At 45.0% G+C, this 15897-nt stretch carries 14 protein-coding genes and 7 tRNA genes; 14 read left to right on the forward strand and 7 right to left on the reverse strand.

Annotated features, from left to right (window positions below):
• Positions 1 to 96: 96 nt before the first annotated feature.
• Positions 97 to 828, reverse strand: a complete 732-nt coding sequence (locus tag CW735_RS12580) for an alpha/beta fold hydrolase (protein WP_100972463.1) — start codon at positions 826 to 828, stop codon at positions 97 to 99.
• Positions 829 to 1011: 183 nt separating this feature from the next.
• Complete coding sequence (locus CW735_RS12585; RefSeq protein WP_100972465.1) at positions 1012 to 2058, reverse strand: NAD(P)-dependent alcohol dehydrogenase; 1047 nt, start codon at positions 2056 to 2058, stop codon at positions 1012 to 1014.
• Between the two features lie 210 nt (positions 2059 to 2268).
• Between CW735_RS12585 and CW735_RS12590 the strand changes: the two genes are divergently transcribed.
• From CW735_RS12590 to CW735_RS12655, 14 genes are all read left to right on the forward strand, one after another.
• Positions 2269 to 2763, forward strand: a complete 495-nt coding sequence (locus tag CW735_RS12590; protein ID WP_071979301.1) for a ribose-phosphate pyrophosphokinase — start codon at positions 2269 to 2271, stop codon at positions 2761 to 2763.
• Between the two features lie 130 nt (positions 2764 to 2893).
• Positions 2894 to 3895, forward strand: coding sequence for an NADPH-dependent aldehyde reductase Ahr (ahr, locus tag CW735_RS12595; RefSeq protein ID WP_071979302.1), 1002 nt, complete (start codon positions 2894 to 2896; stop codon positions 3893 to 3895).
• A 257-nt stretch (positions 3896 to 4152) separates the two neighbouring features.
• The gene (locus CW735_RS12600; protein ID WP_100972467.1) at positions 4153 to 4785 is read left to right on the forward strand and encodes a 50S ribosomal protein L25/general stress protein Ctc; all 633 of its coding nucleotides are present in this window, start codon (positions 4153 to 4155) and stop codon (positions 4783 to 4785) included.
• A gap of 5 nt (positions 4786 to 4790) precedes the next feature.
• Positions 4791 to 5372 (forward strand): aminoacyl-tRNA hydrolase, encoded by a 582-nt coding sequence (gene pth / locus CW735_RS12605; RefSeq protein ID WP_100972469.1) that lies wholly within the window; start codon positions 4791 to 4793, stop codon positions 5370 to 5372.
• A 41-nt stretch (positions 5373 to 5413) separates the two neighbouring features.
• Positions 5414 to 6505 carry a redox-regulated ATPase YchF gene (ychF, locus tag CW735_RS12610; protein WP_071979305.1) on the forward strand — a complete coding sequence of 364 codons (1092 nt, stop codon included), beginning with the start codon at positions 5414 to 5416 and terminating at the stop codon, positions 6503 to 6505.
• A gap of 187 nt (positions 6506 to 6692) precedes the next feature.
• Complete coding sequence (locus CW735_RS12615) at positions 6693 to 7700, forward strand: peptidylprolyl isomerase (protein WP_100972471.1); 1008 nt, start codon at positions 6693 to 6695, stop codon at positions 7698 to 7700.
• Positions 7701 to 7888: 188 nt separating this feature from the next.
• Positions 7889 to 7965: transfer RNA gene (locus CW735_RS12620), tRNA-Met, on the forward strand.
• A 34-nt stretch (positions 7966 to 7999) separates the two neighbouring features.
• Positions 8000 to 8084 (forward strand) — tRNA-Leu (locus tag CW735_RS12625).
• Between the two features lie 4 nt (positions 8085 to 8088).
• Positions 8089 to 8164, forward strand: a tRNA-Gln gene (locus CW735_RS12630).
• A 23-nt stretch (positions 8165 to 8187) separates the two neighbouring features.
• A tRNA-Leu gene (locus CW735_RS12635) sits at positions 8188 to 8272 on the forward strand.
• 2 nt (positions 8273 to 8274) lie between these two features.
• Positions 8275 to 8350: transfer RNA gene (locus CW735_RS12640), tRNA-Gln, on the forward strand.
• Positions 8351 to 8402: 52 nt separating this feature from the next.
• Positions 8403 to 8479, forward strand: a tRNA-Met gene (locus CW735_RS12645).
• 16 nt (positions 8480 to 8495) lie between these two features.
• Positions 8496 to 8571 (forward strand) — tRNA-Gln (locus CW735_RS12650).
• Positions 8572 to 8876: 305 nt separating this feature from the next.
• On the forward strand, positions 8877 to 10283 hold the full coding sequence (locus CW735_RS12655; RefSeq protein WP_071979306.1) for an alanine/glycine:cation symporter family protein: 1407 nt from the start codon (positions 8877 to 8879) through the stop codon (positions 10281 to 10283).
• Between the two features lie 137 nt (positions 10284 to 10420).
• Here the strand turns inward: CW735_RS12655 and CW735_RS12660 are convergent, their stop codons facing one another.
• The 5 genes from CW735_RS12660 to CW735_RS12680 all read right to left on the reverse strand — a co-directional run bounded on the left by CW735_RS12660 (position 10421) and on the right by CW735_RS12680 (position 15897).
• The gene (locus CW735_RS12660) at positions 10421 to 11131 is read right to left on the reverse strand and encodes a Slp family lipoprotein (protein ID WP_071979307.1); all 711 of its coding nucleotides are present in this window, start codon (positions 11129 to 11131) and stop codon (positions 10421 to 10423) included.
• A 321-nt stretch (positions 11132 to 11452) separates the two neighbouring features.
• A complete protein-coding gene (locus CW735_RS12665) occupies positions 11453 to 11749 on the reverse strand; it encodes a hypothetical protein (protein WP_071981206.1) in 297 nt (98 codons plus the stop codon).
• Positions 11750 to 11830: 81 nt separating this feature from the next.
• Positions 11831 to 12556 (reverse strand): tRNA (adenosine(37)-N6)-threonylcarbamoyltransferase complex dimerization subunit type 1 TsaB, encoded by a 726-nt coding sequence (tsaB, locus tag CW735_RS12670; RefSeq protein ID WP_071979308.1) that lies wholly within the window; start codon positions 12554 to 12556, stop codon positions 11831 to 11833.
• A gap of 15 nt (positions 12557 to 12571) precedes the next feature.
• Complete coding sequence (locus CW735_RS12675; RefSeq protein WP_100972473.1) at positions 12572 to 14491, reverse strand: ATP-dependent DNA helicase; 1920 nt, start codon at positions 14489 to 14491, stop codon at positions 12572 to 12574.
• 101 nt (positions 14492 to 14592) lie between these two features.
• The gene (locus CW735_RS12680) at positions 14593 to 15897 is read right to left on the reverse strand and encodes an alpha-amylase family glycosyl hydrolase (RefSeq protein ID WP_100972475.1); all 1305 of its coding nucleotides are present in this window, start codon (positions 15895 to 15897) and stop codon (positions 14593 to 14595) included.

The raw sequence follows: 15897 nt of genomic DNA on the forward strand, positions 1-15897 counted from the left end.
GCTCGAAAAAGTATCGCACAAAAGCATTATGAAAAAGCGAGCGCGAGCTCGCTTTTTTTGTATGAGCTTCTTTCCAGCCTAAAACTGGGCATTATATCAATCAAGGTTTGCGATAAAGCTTTCTATACATTGATTGACAATATCTGGCTGCTCGGCAAATACCATATGCGTACCACCATCAATAATATTTAGGCTCGCGTTTGGAAGCTGTTCGTTTAAATAATGCGAATATTTAACGGGGGTCATTACGTCTTCACTGCCCACAATAAGCTGAACAGGCAAAGAAACCTTATGCAATGAGCCCATAACGTCGAAACTATTGCATATTAAAAAGTCGGTAAGCGTAACGGCTGCGCCATTTTTCACCATGGCCGTATTCACCTCAGTTCTAAGTGGTTCAGCCAGTGTTTGGTTTGGTGCCAATAAAAAGCCGGGGAACTCCTCACCCTTTTCTATCACCCCAGTCAGTGCATCTAAAAACTGCGGCATAACTTTTAATTTCGCGCCAGCGCCAATTAATACTAGGCCCTTTATTCTGCTGTTCTCGGAAGTTGCCGCCCGATGACTTTCGGTTTTAGAAGTGGCGATATCTAAAGCGGCTTTTAATACAACTGCGCTACCTAGAGAGTGACCAACGAGCACCACATCATGCAAATTGCGCTCTTCAAGCACAGATAGTAGCCACTGCAACATAGCTTCAATGTCAGTGAGTGCATTTCCGTTAGGATGCCCGGGAAGATCGAGAGCAATGCTGTTATTAAAGAAAGACGTTTGATAAGACCATACGTGATGGGTACAACCAGAACCGTGCACAAAAACAAGCGTCACAACTCAACTCCTTTTCACTACTCTCGCGACTTTTTACCGCGCTCTATCAATTTCAGGGCGGCGACTTAGCGTCACAACCCTGCAAAAGCTATTCATTCAAAAATCGCCCGAAGATATGAAGCGGCTATCTTATCTAATACAAAGCTAAGCCACCGTTACATAACTGCGAACGTCTAGGGCGTGTTACACAGACAAGCTCGCCATATCAATAACAAAGCGATGGGCCACGTCACCGGCTCTTAAATGATCAAAGGCTTCATTCACTTGGTCGGCGTTAATCACTTTACATTCTGGGTGGATGCCGTGCTCTGCACAAAAATCTAATACTTCTTGGGTCTCTTTGATTCCGCCAATAAGAGAACCCGCTACGCGACGACGTCCAAGAACAAGAGGCGCTGTCATCGATTCTTCCATTGGCCCAATTTGACCAACGATGACCAAGGTACCATCAATATCTAACAACGGTGTGTATTGGTCTACCGAGTGCTTTACAGGAACTGTGTCGATTATTAAGTCGAAGGCACAGGCAGAATCTTTCATTGCCTTTTTATCAGTGGAAACCAAAATATCATTTGCACCACTCGCTTTCGCTTCTTTCTCTTTAGAGCTAGAGCGAGAAATAACGGTAACATCTGCCCCCATGGCTACGGCTAATTTTACCGCCATATGACCAAGGCCGCCCATGCCGATTACACCCACTCGACTTCCTTCTTTAATATCCCAGGTTTTCAACGGCGAATACGTAGTAATACCGGCACACAAAATTGGCGCCGCCTTTGATAGATCTAGAGCTTCAGGCACTCGCAATACAAATTCTTGACGAACAACGATGTGCTTAGAGTAGCCGCCTTGTGTGGTTTCGCCAGAAATGCGATCGGGAGCGCCGTAAGTCGGCGTCATGCCGTTACGGCAGTATTGCTCTTCGCTTTTTTCGCACTGGTCACAACTTTGACAGCTATCAACCATACAACCTACTGCAACATGGTCACCAACGCTGTAATCACTAACTTGCGAGCCCACATCAATCACTTTTCCTACAATTTCATGACCCGGAACTAGTGGATAGGGCTGAGGGCCCCAATCTCCATTTACGGTATGCAAATCAGAATGACACACTCCGCTATAGAGGATTTCAATGGCCACGTCGTTATCGCGCAATGCTCTGCGCTCGAAGTGATACGGTTCCATGTGGGCGTCTGAAGAATGCGCTGCATAGCCAATTGTTTTCATATAAACCTCTTTGTTCGTTAATAATGTTAAGCATTTCAATTTGAAATTGCTCTACGCTTTATCGCAAAGCGCTTTGATTAAATGTACTTAAGTGACAAATTAGCATATACCCTTATTGTCACATAGTCATGGTGTATACGTTGAAAAGAAGTTTACGTGCTATGAGAAGTGCATGTATTCTTTTAGAAAACAAAAACAAAGGACGTAGAAATGAAAAACCCGATAGTTAAATCAAAAGCCCAAGTAATGCTTATTGCCATAGCGACAGTGTTCGGCCTCTCTGCGTGTACAGAGGACAACGAAAACGTTGAGTCTACGGTTTCTAACCAAGAGTTATACGATGAAAACAAAGCGACCATTGAAAAAATGGAAGCAAGAAAAGATGCGCCAGCAGAATTGGCAGCTGAACCAGTAACGCAAGCAGAAGCAAAAGAGGTCAATATCAAAGATAACGTAACCTTAAAAGGAAGTATTATTTACAAAGAACTTGAAGGCGGATTCTTTGCTTTTATTACAGAGAAAGGCGATCGTTTTACGCTGCATGGCTTAGATAAAACTTACCAAAAAAACGGCTTAGTGGTTGAGATTGAGGGCATAACCAAGCCTCAAATGATGACAATTACTCAGTTCGGTACTGTGTTAGAAGTACAAAGCGTAAAAGTACTCGACGCCAGTAAAGTTATTGATGGAACAAACACCCACTAACAGTGTTTTCTAAGTCAATCACATTGCCAACAGCATTGATCGTATTGCAAAAATACGCGTAATTATTCTTTTACGAATTCGTGTTATTAAAATTGATTTAAGTTAACAGCAACGATTAAGGAAGAGCGCAATGATTAATGCATACGCAGCAAAAGAAGCCGGTGGGAAGTTAGAAAAGTTTGAATATGACCCCGGCGAACTGGACGCACACGATGTCGAAATTGACGTAGAGAGTTGCGGTATCTGCCACAGCGACCTAAGCATGCTAGATAATGAATGGGGAATTACAGAGTACCCATTCGTACCTGGCCACGAAGTGGTCGGCACCATCAGCAAAGTAGGCGCTCATGTTACGTCGCTACAAATTGGCCAGCGAGTCGGTCTTGGTTGGCATGCAGGTTATTGCAATAGCTGTCGTACGTGTGAAGAAGGCGACCATAATTTATGCCAGCAAGCCTCTATGACTATTGGCGGTCGCCATGGTGGCTTTGCTGAAAAAGTGCGTGCTCAGGCTCGCGCCGTAGTGCCATTGCCTGAAAAATTGGATAGCACAAAAGCAGGTCCACTATTTTGCGGCGGCATCACCGTTTTCAATCCATTAGTTCAGTTCGATATCAAGCCAACATCTGAAGTAGGCGTGGTGGGTATTGGCGGTCTAGGTCACTTGGCATTGCAATTTTTGAACGCTTGGGGCTGTAAGGTGGTTGCTTTTACCTCTAGCGAGTCGAAGAAAAAAGAAGCCCACGAGCTTGGCGCTCACGACACCATAAATAGTCGCGATGAAGATGAAATAAAGCAAGCAGAAGGCCGTTTCGACCTCATCATTTCAACAGTAAATGTAAAGCTGGACTGGAACCTGTATTTATCGACTCTTGCACCAAAAGGTAGGCTGCACTTTGTTGGCGCTACACTTGAGCCTCTTGATATTGGTGCGTTCAACTTAATTGGTGGACAGAAAAGTGTTTCAGGCTCGCCGGTTGGCAGCCCTGCCACAATAAAAACCATGCTGGACTTTGCTGAGCAACATAATATTGAGCCAGTCACAGAAACCTTTAGGTTCGACCAGATAAATGAAGCCGTTGAGCGGTTGCGCGAGGGGAAAGCACATTATCGCATTGTGTTAACAAGATAGTTCTGGTAACTGGTTTCCTAATACTAAACAAGCGCCTTCTACGGCGCTTTTTTACGACTGCAGTAATTGTAAGTTTAACAGCGTGGTGGTAGAATTCGCCGCCCTTAAAAATTGGGGCCGTGAATTAATGGTGTTTAAACCTCGCATTGCTCTCTATTATGGTGAGCTTTAATAGGGTGTTTACTCAGCCAATAACACGTTAACAGTGGGTTTTGGTCGCAAAAGCCCACACCATTAACTTATTTTGGAGACATATAATGTCTGATTCAATTTTTAACCTAGACGCTACTGTTCGTACAGACCTAGGGAAAGGTGCGAGCCGCCGCCTACGTCGCGAAGACAAGCTTCCTGGTATCATTTACGGTGGTGAAGAAGCGCCGGTATCTATTACTCTTGATCACAACAAAGTGAACAATTCTGCTGACTTTGAAGCGTTCTACTCTCACGTTCTTACATTGAACGTAGACGGTAAAGCTACCGAAGTACTAGTAAAAGATATGCAGCGTCACCCGTACAAGCCTAAAATTACACACATCGACTTCCAACGTGTAATTGCTGGTCAAGACGTTCACACTAACGTACCAATTCACTTCATTAACGAAGACAAGTCTGCTGCTATCAAAGCTGGCGGTATTGCTGAGCACCACGTAACTGAAATTGAAGTAACGTGTCAGCCTAAAGCGCTTCCTGAGTTCATTGAAGTAGATCTTGCTAACGTTGAAATGGGTCAAACTGTTCATCTTTCTGACCTAACACTTCCAGCGGGTGTCTCTTCTGTTGAGCTTGCTAAAGACGACGAAGCACACGACCTTGCTGTTGTAACTGTTAAGCCTGCGCCTAAAGCAGCTGAAGCAGATGAAGACGGTGAAGAAGAAGCTACTGAGGAATAATCCTCTTGGCTGATGTTCGCCTTATCGTGGGTCTGGGTAATCCAGGCCCCGAATATGAAAATACCCGACACAATGCCGGCGAATGGTTTCTCAACCAGCTTGCTGACACCTACAATACCCCGCTAAAACCTGAATCTAAGTTCTTCGGAAAAACAGCTCGCATTACGATAGCTGGTAAAGACATAAGACTTCTCTACCCCACTACGTTTATGAACAAAAGCGGTCAAGCTGTTGCTGCATTAGCAAACTTCTATCGAATTGAACCTGAGCAAATTTTAGTGGCATTTGACGAACTCGACCTTCCACCTGGCGTAGCCAAATACAAAATTGGCGGAAGCTCTAGTCAAAACGGTGTGCGCGATATTGTGGCAAGAATGGGTAATAATAAAAATTTTCTTCGCTTGCGAATTGGCATTGGTCATCCGGGGCACAAAAGCCGCGTAACCGGCCATGTTCTTGGTAAGCCTTCAGCAGAAGAAAAAGCGGCGATAGAAAGCGCCGTTGATGAAGCAGTACGCTGCACCGAAATATTGCTGAAAGACGACCTAAAGCAAGCACAAAATCGACTCCATGCTCATAAAGCATGAGTGTAAGCCAGATATAACTTTTCCAGACAAGGATCCATACCATGGGTTTTAAATGCGGTATTGTTGGCCTACCCAACGTAGGTAAATCAACACTTTTTAATGCATTAACAAAAGCAGGCATAGAAGCGGCAAACTTCCCGTTTTGTACCATTGAACCAAACACTGGCGTTGTACCTGTTCCAGACCTTCGCTTGGATAAGTTGGCAAAAATTGTAAATCCTCAGCGTGTTATTCCGACAACTATGGAATTTGTTGACATTGCAGGGTTAGTTGAAGGCGCCTCAAAAGGTGAAGGCCTTGGTAACAAGTTTTTGGCGAACATTCGCGAAACTGACGCCATTGGCCACGTAGTGCGCTGCTTTGACGATGAAAACATTGTTCACGTTGCTGGCCGCGTAAGCCCGCAAGACGACATTGACGTAATTAATACAGAGCTGGCACTTTCAGACTTAGAGACAACAGAAAAAGCGCTTCACCGTGTTGCAAAACGCGCGAAAGGTGGCGACGCTGATGCTAAGTTTGAAATGAAAGTGCTTGAAAAAATTAAGCCTCATTTAGATGAAGGCTTGTTGTTGCGCTCATTAGAGCTGACAAAAGAAGAGCACGCTGCTATCAGCTACATGAATATGCTTACTCTTAAGCCAACCATGTACATTGCCAATGTAAATGAAGACGGTTTCGAAAATAATCCGTATCTTGATCAAGTGCGAGAAATTGCAAAAGGCGAAAACGCGACGGTTGTTGCGGTTTGTGCTGCTATCGAGTCTGATATCGCTGAGCTTGAAGATGACGAGCGCGAAGAATTCATGCAAGACATGGGGCTTGAAGAGCCGGGTCTTAATCGCGTAATTCGTTCTGGTTATGAATTGCTAACTTTACAAACTTACTTTACCGCTGGCGTAAAAGAAGTGCGCGCATGGACGTTCCCAGAAGGGTCTACAGCACCGCAAGCGGCAGGCAAAATTCATACTGATTTCGAAAAAGGGTTTATTCGAGCTGAAATAGTAAGCTACGACCACTTTATCGAATTTAACGGTGAGCAAGGCGCGAAAGACGCTGGTAAATGGCGTTTAGAAGGTAAAGAGTACATTGTTAAAGACGGTGATGTTATTCACTTCAGATTTAACGTGTAAAGCGCAACGGGGGGTTAGAGACGTTTAAGCTTTCTCCTTTACTGTTAAGTATTGACAGTTAATACCCTATTTACAGAAAGGCCACTCTTGCGAGTGGCTTTTTTATTTGTTGTTACTTTCTACTGCTGATATAAAAAGAAAAGCGATAAAGAACATACTAAAGACTATAAAAATAAAAGGTAAAACCATGCAATTCATTGGCGCCCTACGACACATTCTCAACCGCACTGTAAAACAAAGCTCTTGGTCTATTTGGGCCTTACTCGCCTATGCAACTTGCCTGTTTACCTTTAACGCTTATGCAACAGCCAATGAATATAAAACTGATATTCAAAGTAATAGCCCCGTTTCTAAAAATGCGGTTACAGACAACGCTCCAACTTCACTAAAAACCACGTTGTTAAGTGACAGTCACCCACATTGGTACAAGGTGCCTCATGAAAATACTGTTACCTTTGTGACTGAATACGGTGAAGTCGTTATTGCGCTTAGCCCTGCCCTTGCACCTAATCACGTTGAGCGTTTTCAAGCACTGGTAAAAGCTGGCTTTTATAATCAGCAGCATTTTTATCGAGTGGTTGACGGCTTTGTTGCGCAAGGAGGCAGCAACGACATGCACGACAAAGACGCCTTTTCACAAGCGCTATTAAGTGAGCTAACCGCTGAGTTTACCCAACCAATATCCAAACACGCTACCGTGGTTGAAAGCCGCGACATGTTCGCACCAGAAACGGGTTTTTTGGACGGTTTTGCCGTTGGCATGGATAGGAAAAGTAACGAGATGTGGGGACTTCACTGCCCTGGCACCGTTGCTTTTGCCAGAAACAGTGAAAAAGATACCGCCGCCACAGAGTTTTATATCGTTATAGGCCAAGCACCTCGTCATCTCGATAGGAACATGTCGGTGATAGGTCGTGTAGTACAAGGAATGGATGTGCTGCAAAAGCTGCCTCGAGGCGACAGCAAGTACGGTGGGGTAATTCAACAAGTTACTAAAAACAGCGCAATAAGACGCTCAATTGTTCACAATGATCAGTACCCGAGTTATTTTATTCAACTGCCAGAACATGAAGAATATGCATCGCGTATAGAAACTGGAAAAACCTTAAACAATCCGTTTTTCCATGATAAAAAATACACCCCCAGGCCTGTAGATGTTTGTTATTACCAAACCAAAACTACACTTACGCCCTAGTTAGAATTTGCAGATGTTTGTACATTTTCGTAGAGAGATTGTATAAATTCAGTGCTTTTTGAATGTTATTCGAACGCCTTCGCGCACATATTAACCATTTAAAAAAAGTTAGCAAAAAAGGGGTTGACGGGTGCGAGTCATATACGCATAATACGCGCCACTTCCTGAGAGGGAAGAGAAGTATGAAAGGCTACGTAGCTCAGTTGGTTAGAGCACATCACTCATAATGATGGGGTCGCAAGTTCGAATCTCGCCGTAGCCACCACTTCTCAATATCTCTTTTAGGAATGTCTAGCTGCGCGGGAGTGGTGGAATTGGTAGACACGCTGGATTTAGGTTCCAGTGCTTCACGGCGTGAGAGTTCAAGTCTCTCCTTCCGCACCAAAGTTGGGGTATAGCCAAGTTGGTAAGGCAACGGGTTTTGATCCCGTCATTCGTAGGTTCGAGTCCTGCTACCCCAGCCAACTTTGTAACAGCTAGTGTCTATGCGGGAGTGGTGGAATTGGTAGACACGCTGGATTTAGGTTCCAGTGCTTCACGGCGTGAGAGTTCAAGTCTCTCCTTCCGCACCATTTGGGGTATAGCCAAGTTGGTAAGGCAACGGGTTTTGATCCCGTCATTCGTAGGTTCGAGTCCTGCTACCCCAGCCAAATTCTGAAAAGCCGCTCACACGAGCGGCTTTTTAATGATTTGCAAAAGAAAGGCTACGTAGCTCAGTTGGTTAGAGCACATCACTCATAATGATGGGGTCGCAAGTTCGAATCTCGCCGTAGCCACCATCTTTTACCTACCTATTGGGATATAGCCAAGTTGGTAAGGCAGCGGGTTTTGATCCCGCCATTCGTAGGTTCGAGTCCTGCTATCCCAGCCATATTTCGAGAAACCGCTCATTGAGCGGTTTTTTATTGCCCTAAATAAAGGGTTGCTTAAATCTGCATAATTTTTCTTAACTTATGCATAATACTTCATGCTAACTCATACTTTTATGGCTTCATTTGTGTTTGTGTCATGCTAGTATTACCGACTTCTTTGAATAACACACCGTACATGCAAGCACGCTCATCCTCTATCAGCAGGGCTTGTTCAACGGGGCAACGCAAAATACATCCCTATCTGTAAGCGTGGTGTCTGTTGCCATAGTTAATAGTTTTTAAAAATAATAACGAAGGAAAGTGCGTGATAAACGAATTCGTTTCATTTGTGAATAATATTTTGTGGGGCGATGGCCAAGTTCTCATCGTTATGCTGCTGGTGTGTGGTGTTTGGTTCACCGTGAAGCTAGGCGGCGTGCAGTTACGTCACTTTGGCCACATGTTTGCGCTACTTAAAAACAGTAAAACGTCGAACGAAGAAGGGATAAGTTCCTTTCAGGCACTGTGTACAAGTTTATCAGCCCGTGTGGGAACCGGTAACCTAGCCGGCGTTGCGGTAGCAATCTCGCTAGGTGGCTCAGGTGCCATATTCTGGATGTGGATGATAGCTTTGCTAGGCATGGCCACCGGCTTTGCTGAAAGTGTGCTAGGCCAGCTTTACAAAGTGCGAGACGAAAACGGCGAATTTCGCGGCGGTCCAGCTTACTATATTAAACAAGGCTTGAACAAAACTTGGCTCGCTGTTGCTTTTTCTCTGTGCTTATTTTTTGGTTATGGTTTTGTATTCAGTGCAGTTCAAGCCAACACAATAACCGATGCGCTTAACAATGCTTATTCGTTTCCAAGTGAATATGTGGGTATTGCCATTATCTTACTTGCCGCATTGATTGTGGTGGGCGGTTTACGCGGTATTGCAAGGTTTGCCGAATTTGTGGTGCCGTTTATGGGTATAGGTTATGTGTTAGTGGCCCTCGCCATTACGTTTATCAATATCTCTGAATTACCGGCTTTACTGCTAGATATTATTAAGTCTGCATTTGGCCTGCAAGAGGCTGGTGCCGGTGCTTTAGGCGCAGCCATTAAAAACGGTATTCAGCGTGGGCTGTATTCAAACGAGGCCGGCAGTGGCTCGGTACCTCACGCAGCGGCAAGTGCGGCGCCAAACCCTAATCACCCCGTGTCTCAGGGCTATATACAAATGCTGGGCGTGTTTTTAGATACGATGATTTTATGTACCTCTACCGCGTTTATCATTTTACTTGCTGGCGGCTCTAGCTCAGAACAAATGGAAGGCATACGGCTAACACAAGATGCAATGAGCAGCCACTTAGGCGAAGGTGGCACTGACTTTGTTGCTGCGGCAATAAGCTTGTTTGCTTTTACCTCGGTAGTAGCTAACTATGCCTACGGCGAAAGTAATCTACATATGTTCAAACTAGATAACCGCGCAGGAAGAGCCGCTTACACAATTGGCTATTTAGGCATGATTTACTGGGGTGCACAAGCGGCGCTTCCTCAGGTTTGGGCCATGGCCGATATGGCGTTAGGGCTTATGACCGTTATTAACATTGTCGCGATCGTTTGGATGACCCCGACCATTGTATCTATCAGCAAAGATTACTTTAAAAAGAAAGACAGTGGTGAAACGGTGGAATACAAAGCCGGCGACTGTGAAATTCAAGGTAAGTCTGAAGACGGCATTTGGAAATAGGCTGTTATGGCATTGCATTAATACAAAGCCTATTAATGTATAGGCCACTGTGCAAAACCAAGAGTACAAAGCCCTTTGTTAGAAAGGCAAAAAGGCCCTATGTTGTATTAAATGCCGCCTTTGTTTTCTATCTGTCTTTAGTGTTGCTGTGTTTTAGACTCTGTTATTGCAGAGCGTCGCGAACCACTTGTTGTAGACGGACGTGAGCGGTTCATGTTCACAACCTTAGCCCGCCTAGGCGCATTGCTGTAACGGATAACGCGGGTACGATTGAAGTGTGGGAACATAAAAGGACTGCCCCATACGCCACCGCCGATCCAAGGTCCGCCACCAATCCATGGGCCTCGAAGGCCATAGAAAGGTGAGTACCAACCTGTGTGGTAATTAAAAAAGAATGTATTTACATCATATACTTCACGGTCGCGCCACATGTGATAATCGTCTGCGGCGATAGTAGGGTAAATATACGGCTGCTCACCAACCATTCCCGTTGTGGGCGTTACTAACGTACCTAGGAACGTAGCAGTCCGGCCTTCCTCAAATACAATTGGATCGACAAAACCATCTATTTGCACTTTGAAACGGCCCGATGTTTCGCCCGAACTACGAGGCTTGCCATAGTGGTTTAATGGGAAGTGGGCAAGTTCGATAAACGTTTTATTAGGCTTGTTTTCAACACCTACAACAATACCGCCCCAACGTGCTTTTTGTCCCTGCGCGCTAGCGCCTGAGGTAACAGCGGTAGAGTATGAAACCAACTCAGTTCCCTCAGGGACTTCCAATGAGTCCGGCACCATTGCACATCCTGCAAACATGAACACTGTTAGTAAAAGTAAATATCGAGACATCAGCGCGCTCCTTCATACAACACATAACAACAACCCCTGCTTGAAAGCCACAGGAAGTATATTCTAGGCAAACATAAATTACCGCTACGCCAAATGCTTACCCTAACTTTATGGTATCAACTTAGCATTATTACGATGCTTCCACCACTAGAGTTCTGTTACAAATTGCTAAACATTTAAAGGGAGAGAAAGCATATAACGCGCGAAACTCATTCATCTGTTACTTGGGTCTGCAAAGAAGTAATTTCCTTTGCGGTGGTAAAGCTATGGACAGGTGATTGACAGAAATAGTTCAATCAAAAATCGAACATTAAATAAAAGTTACGCATATATATCAACGCCAAACATATCTTGAATCGATTCGCGCTGTTGCTGCTTTTCGAAACTCTGATATGAGGCAATGGCCTGTTGAGAATAGGCATTTCTATCTTCTTTGATGAAATCTTGATAGGCCTTGGCGTTGCTTGTGCCTTGTTCGTCAGGCGCAACAACGACCGCCTTAATTTGAGACGGTTCGCCTTGACCTTTACTGTCTTGTTGAGGGTCTTTTGAAAGCTTTGAAACCCTGCTTTGAGTGGCATCTGAAGATGCAATGCCAAAATTTGTATTAATGTTCATGACAGAGTGGGTGCTTGCAAAATTCGTTCCCATAATGCCGATTACTTTATTCTACTTATTCTGTCTGTATCTCCTGTCTGCTTACTCTCTGCCGGGAAGCTTCTTCCACGTTACCTTGTCTCGAAGGTAGACAGGTTCAACATCAGAGGCATGGGCAGTCAAATTTTTGTCAGCCGCGGCTTTTGCATCATCAAGCATATATTTGGCATTCGGCAGCGTCACGTCTGCGTTGGCTTTAACAGAACGACTTGATTCAGCCCATGCGTGTAAATCGTCATATGCAGACCATCCCGTACCCGCGATAAGCATGTCAGAATTAGTGCTTTGTATGGCTATTTCCAGTTGCTCTATCGCTTGCTTGGGAGGGCAAACGCGCTCTGATATCACTTCTTCTACCGTTGTGCCCATTTGCTTGTAAACAGAGAAGTAGACTTCTCCCATTCGAGCATCTGACGCTACAGCAATAAGTCTCTCTTCGACTTTTTCGTCAGCATGCTTCGCTACTTCAACCGCCATTGCTTTTAGCGTGCTCACACCGGCTACCTTTAGCCCTGTGCCAAGCGCGAGCCCCTGAATCATGCCTGTTGCGATCCTCACGCCTGTAAAGCCTCCAGGCCCTCTGCCAAACGCCAACATATCAAGTGAAGATAGCTCTACTTCCGCCTCTTTTAAAATACTGTCAATCATAGGGAGTAGCCGTTGGCTATGCTGCTGCGGGCATACTTCAAAATGGGAAAATACGGTATTGTCGACGATAAGAGCGACTGAACACGCTTCTGTTGCTGTATCAATAGCAAGTATATTCATGGTAATTCTCAGTAATTATTCTTTATCAATGCCACTTAAGAATGCCTCTACTTCATCAAGGCTTCGAGTGCGTTTCATATCTGGTAAGCTGCCTAAAAACGTTTTTGCGTAGGGCTTGGTCACTAAACGGTTATCGCAAATAACAAGGACACCTTTATCGGTCGGGTCCCGAATAAGGCGCCCTGCCCCCTGTTTCAAGGTAATAACAGCCTGCGGTATTTGAATTACACCAAATGGATTAGCGCCACGTTTTTTAACATCCTCCATGCGAGCCTGCAGCAAAGGATCGTCTGGCGAGGCAAATGGCAACTTGTCTATCATTACACAAACCAAATCATTCCCGCGAACATCCACCCCTTCCCAAAAAGCGCCAGTGCCCATTAACACCGCTTTTTCATCTGCTAAATAGGCATCTAACAAGGCTTGCTTTGTGGTGGTGCCTTGCACCAGCAGTGGGTTATCAATTTCATCTTCCAACTTACCGGCGATTTCTCGTAACATAGCGTGGCTGGTGAATAATAAAAAGCACCGACCTCGGCTGGCTTTAATTAATCGCTTAGCCGTATTAAGTAAGGTTTCTCGCATGGAGTAACTGCTGGGCTCGGGCAAGTAGCGAGGTACACACAGCATGGCTTGCTCGGGGTAGTTAAACGGGCTATCTAGCCCTAGCGTTTGGGCATTTTCTAACCCCATTCTGCGCTGAAAATGCTCAAAACCGCCGTTCACCATAAGCGTGGCCGAAGTGAAAACCCACCCACGCGGCACAGACTCAACGAAACGTCTGAATTTTGCGGCTATTGATAATGGCGTTAGGTGCATCACGATATGGCGCTGCGTTGTTTCATACCATAAGCTGACATTTTCTTGCTTGTTGTCGATAAGCGCGTCGAGCTGCTCGCGTGTCGATACGACCCGCTCGTACATATTATCTAGGTCTTTGTCTCGCCCAATGTGCATTTTACACACTTCGTAAAGCACACCAAGCGCCTCAGCGAGTTTACCCACCTGCAGGCGCACGTCATCTCGATTAAGCGCTTCTGCCCAGTTACCTCTTTCAGGATCGTGAGGAAAAAGTAATCGCAAGTCAGATGCGATCATACGACATTTGTCGGCGGCCTTATCAAGCTGGCCTGCATCTTTTAGCACGGTTCTAAATAGAAGCGTAATGTCTTTGGCAATGTCTTGTATTTGACGTGTAGATAGCGACTCACCAAAGTAATCACTGGCTATGTCCGGGATCTGATGGGCCTCATCAAAAACAATGGCATCCGCTTCGGGAATTAATTCGCCAAAACCAGTATCTTTAAGTGCCATATCAGCGAAAAAAAGGTGGTGATTAACCACAATAACGTCTGCTTCCAACGCTTTTCGTCGCGCTTTTACCAAGTAGCACTCTTCGTAGTCTGGGCACTCTCGCCCCAAACAATTATCAACAGTCGATGTCACCATAGGCAACACCCTTGCATCTTCTGGCAGCGATTTAAGCTCTCCCATATCACCGCTTTTGGTGGTACTAGACCAGCGTTTTACCTCAGACAGCTGACCTAAAACGTCTTTCTCGACTAACGTAGAATTACCACCATGCTGGGATAGACGATGCAAACATAAATAGTTCGACCGCCCCTTTAACAATGCGGTCTTTCTCTTACTGCTGAGTGCTTTTTTTACAAGCGGCAAGTCTCTGTGAAACAGCTGTTCTTGAAGATTCTTAGTCCCCGTAGAGATTATGGCTTTACCACCGCTTAACAATACTGGCGCCAAGTAAGCAAACGTTTTTCCAGTTCCCGTGCCGGCCTCAACCACCAAACTGCCGGTTGTATCGATGGCGTGCTTTACCGCATTAGCCATGTCGGTTTGTGCCTCTCGTGGCACAAACCCCTTAATGGTTTTAGCGAGAAGTCCATCGGATGAAAATACGTTTTTGATTGTCGGCATTATTTCACGTTTCAGATGCATTGCAGTGATAGGGAGCGCATTATGCCAAAGTTGGCATAGAAAGCCTATTGCGCAAAAGCAGTTACACCCAAGCAATTAAATTAGGTATGCCATACCTCAAATTGCCAGGGCTTTAGCGTTAACGATGTGTCGCTCGAAAATTCCATGCTTTCGTTTCTTTCCCAATGCTGCAAAGTGCCAACATGCAGACTTTCGATAAAGTTAACCGTTAGAGGCCTATCAGAGAAATTAATAACCACGAATACTTTGTCGTCTTGGTTCATTCGAACAAAACTAAATACCTGTTCCATGCATGAATTAGGAACTTGGATCATGCGTTCACCAAACTCACCGTTGCCTAAATATGATTTAGACTTCTTCAGTTTTATAAGAGATTTATACAAATCGCCAATGGGGTGCTCTTTCCATTCAATAGGATCTTTTTCAAAAAACGCTAAGCGCTTCGACTCTCCGGCCTCCTGTCCATTGTGAATGAGCGGCATCCCTTCTCCAATTACAGACAGTACAATACAGGCTTCTAATGCCGCTCCGAATTGTTCTCGCTGCGTTCCGTCCCAGGCATTTTTGTCGTGGTTACTCACGAATGTCATTCTATAGGCACTTTGAGGCCATGCTCTTTCATTCCAAGAATAATATTTTCGCAACCTATCAAGACTGCACCTACCGTGAGCAAGTTCGTGAAGCGTTTCGTTCCAGCTCCACGCATAGGTCATGTTAAAGGCATTCTCGTGTAAATCTCTGTTCTCCCACTCAGCGAGCAAGAAAACAGGCTTAACTGAGTCTAGGGCGTGGCGGGCTTGCTGCCAAAAGTCGTTTGGTATGTAGCCCGCAACATCGCAACGAAACCCATCAAAATCGAATTCCTCTACCCAATAGCGCATAGCCTTTATCATGTAATTCCTGAGGTCAGGTTGCGCATAATCAAACTCAATAATGTCAGACCAATCCCACCATGGCGATGGGCGAAAATCGCCCTTGTAGTCTTTGGCATACCAGTGAGGATGAGAGTCGACAAGGGGGTTATCCCACGCACTGTGATTAGGTACCCAGTCTAAAATGACTTTTAGGTCTAGACTATGCGCTTTTGCAACCAGTTGCTTTAAGTCTTCTTTATTTCCAAATTCAGGATTAACCGCTAAAAAATCTCTAACCGCGTATGGACTACCTAACTGTCCCTTTCTATTTTTCTGTCCAATGGGGTGAATAGGCATTAGCCAAATAATATCTGCACCCAGGGCTTTGATATGTTCGAGCCTTTCGGTTACTCCTACAAAGGTTCCCGTAGCGCTAAATTGGCGGGTGTTAACTTGATAGATAACAGCGTGAGAAGACCAACTCGGTTGCTTAACGCGGTAAAGAGAACGAGGTGTTACGTCAAATTCCAT

The sequence above is a fragment of the Alteromonas sp. MB-3u-76 genome (genome assembly GCF_002831605.1).
GTDB classification, from domain to species: Bacteria; Pseudomonadota; Gammaproteobacteria; order Enterobacterales; family Alteromonadaceae; genus Alteromonas; species Alteromonas hispanica.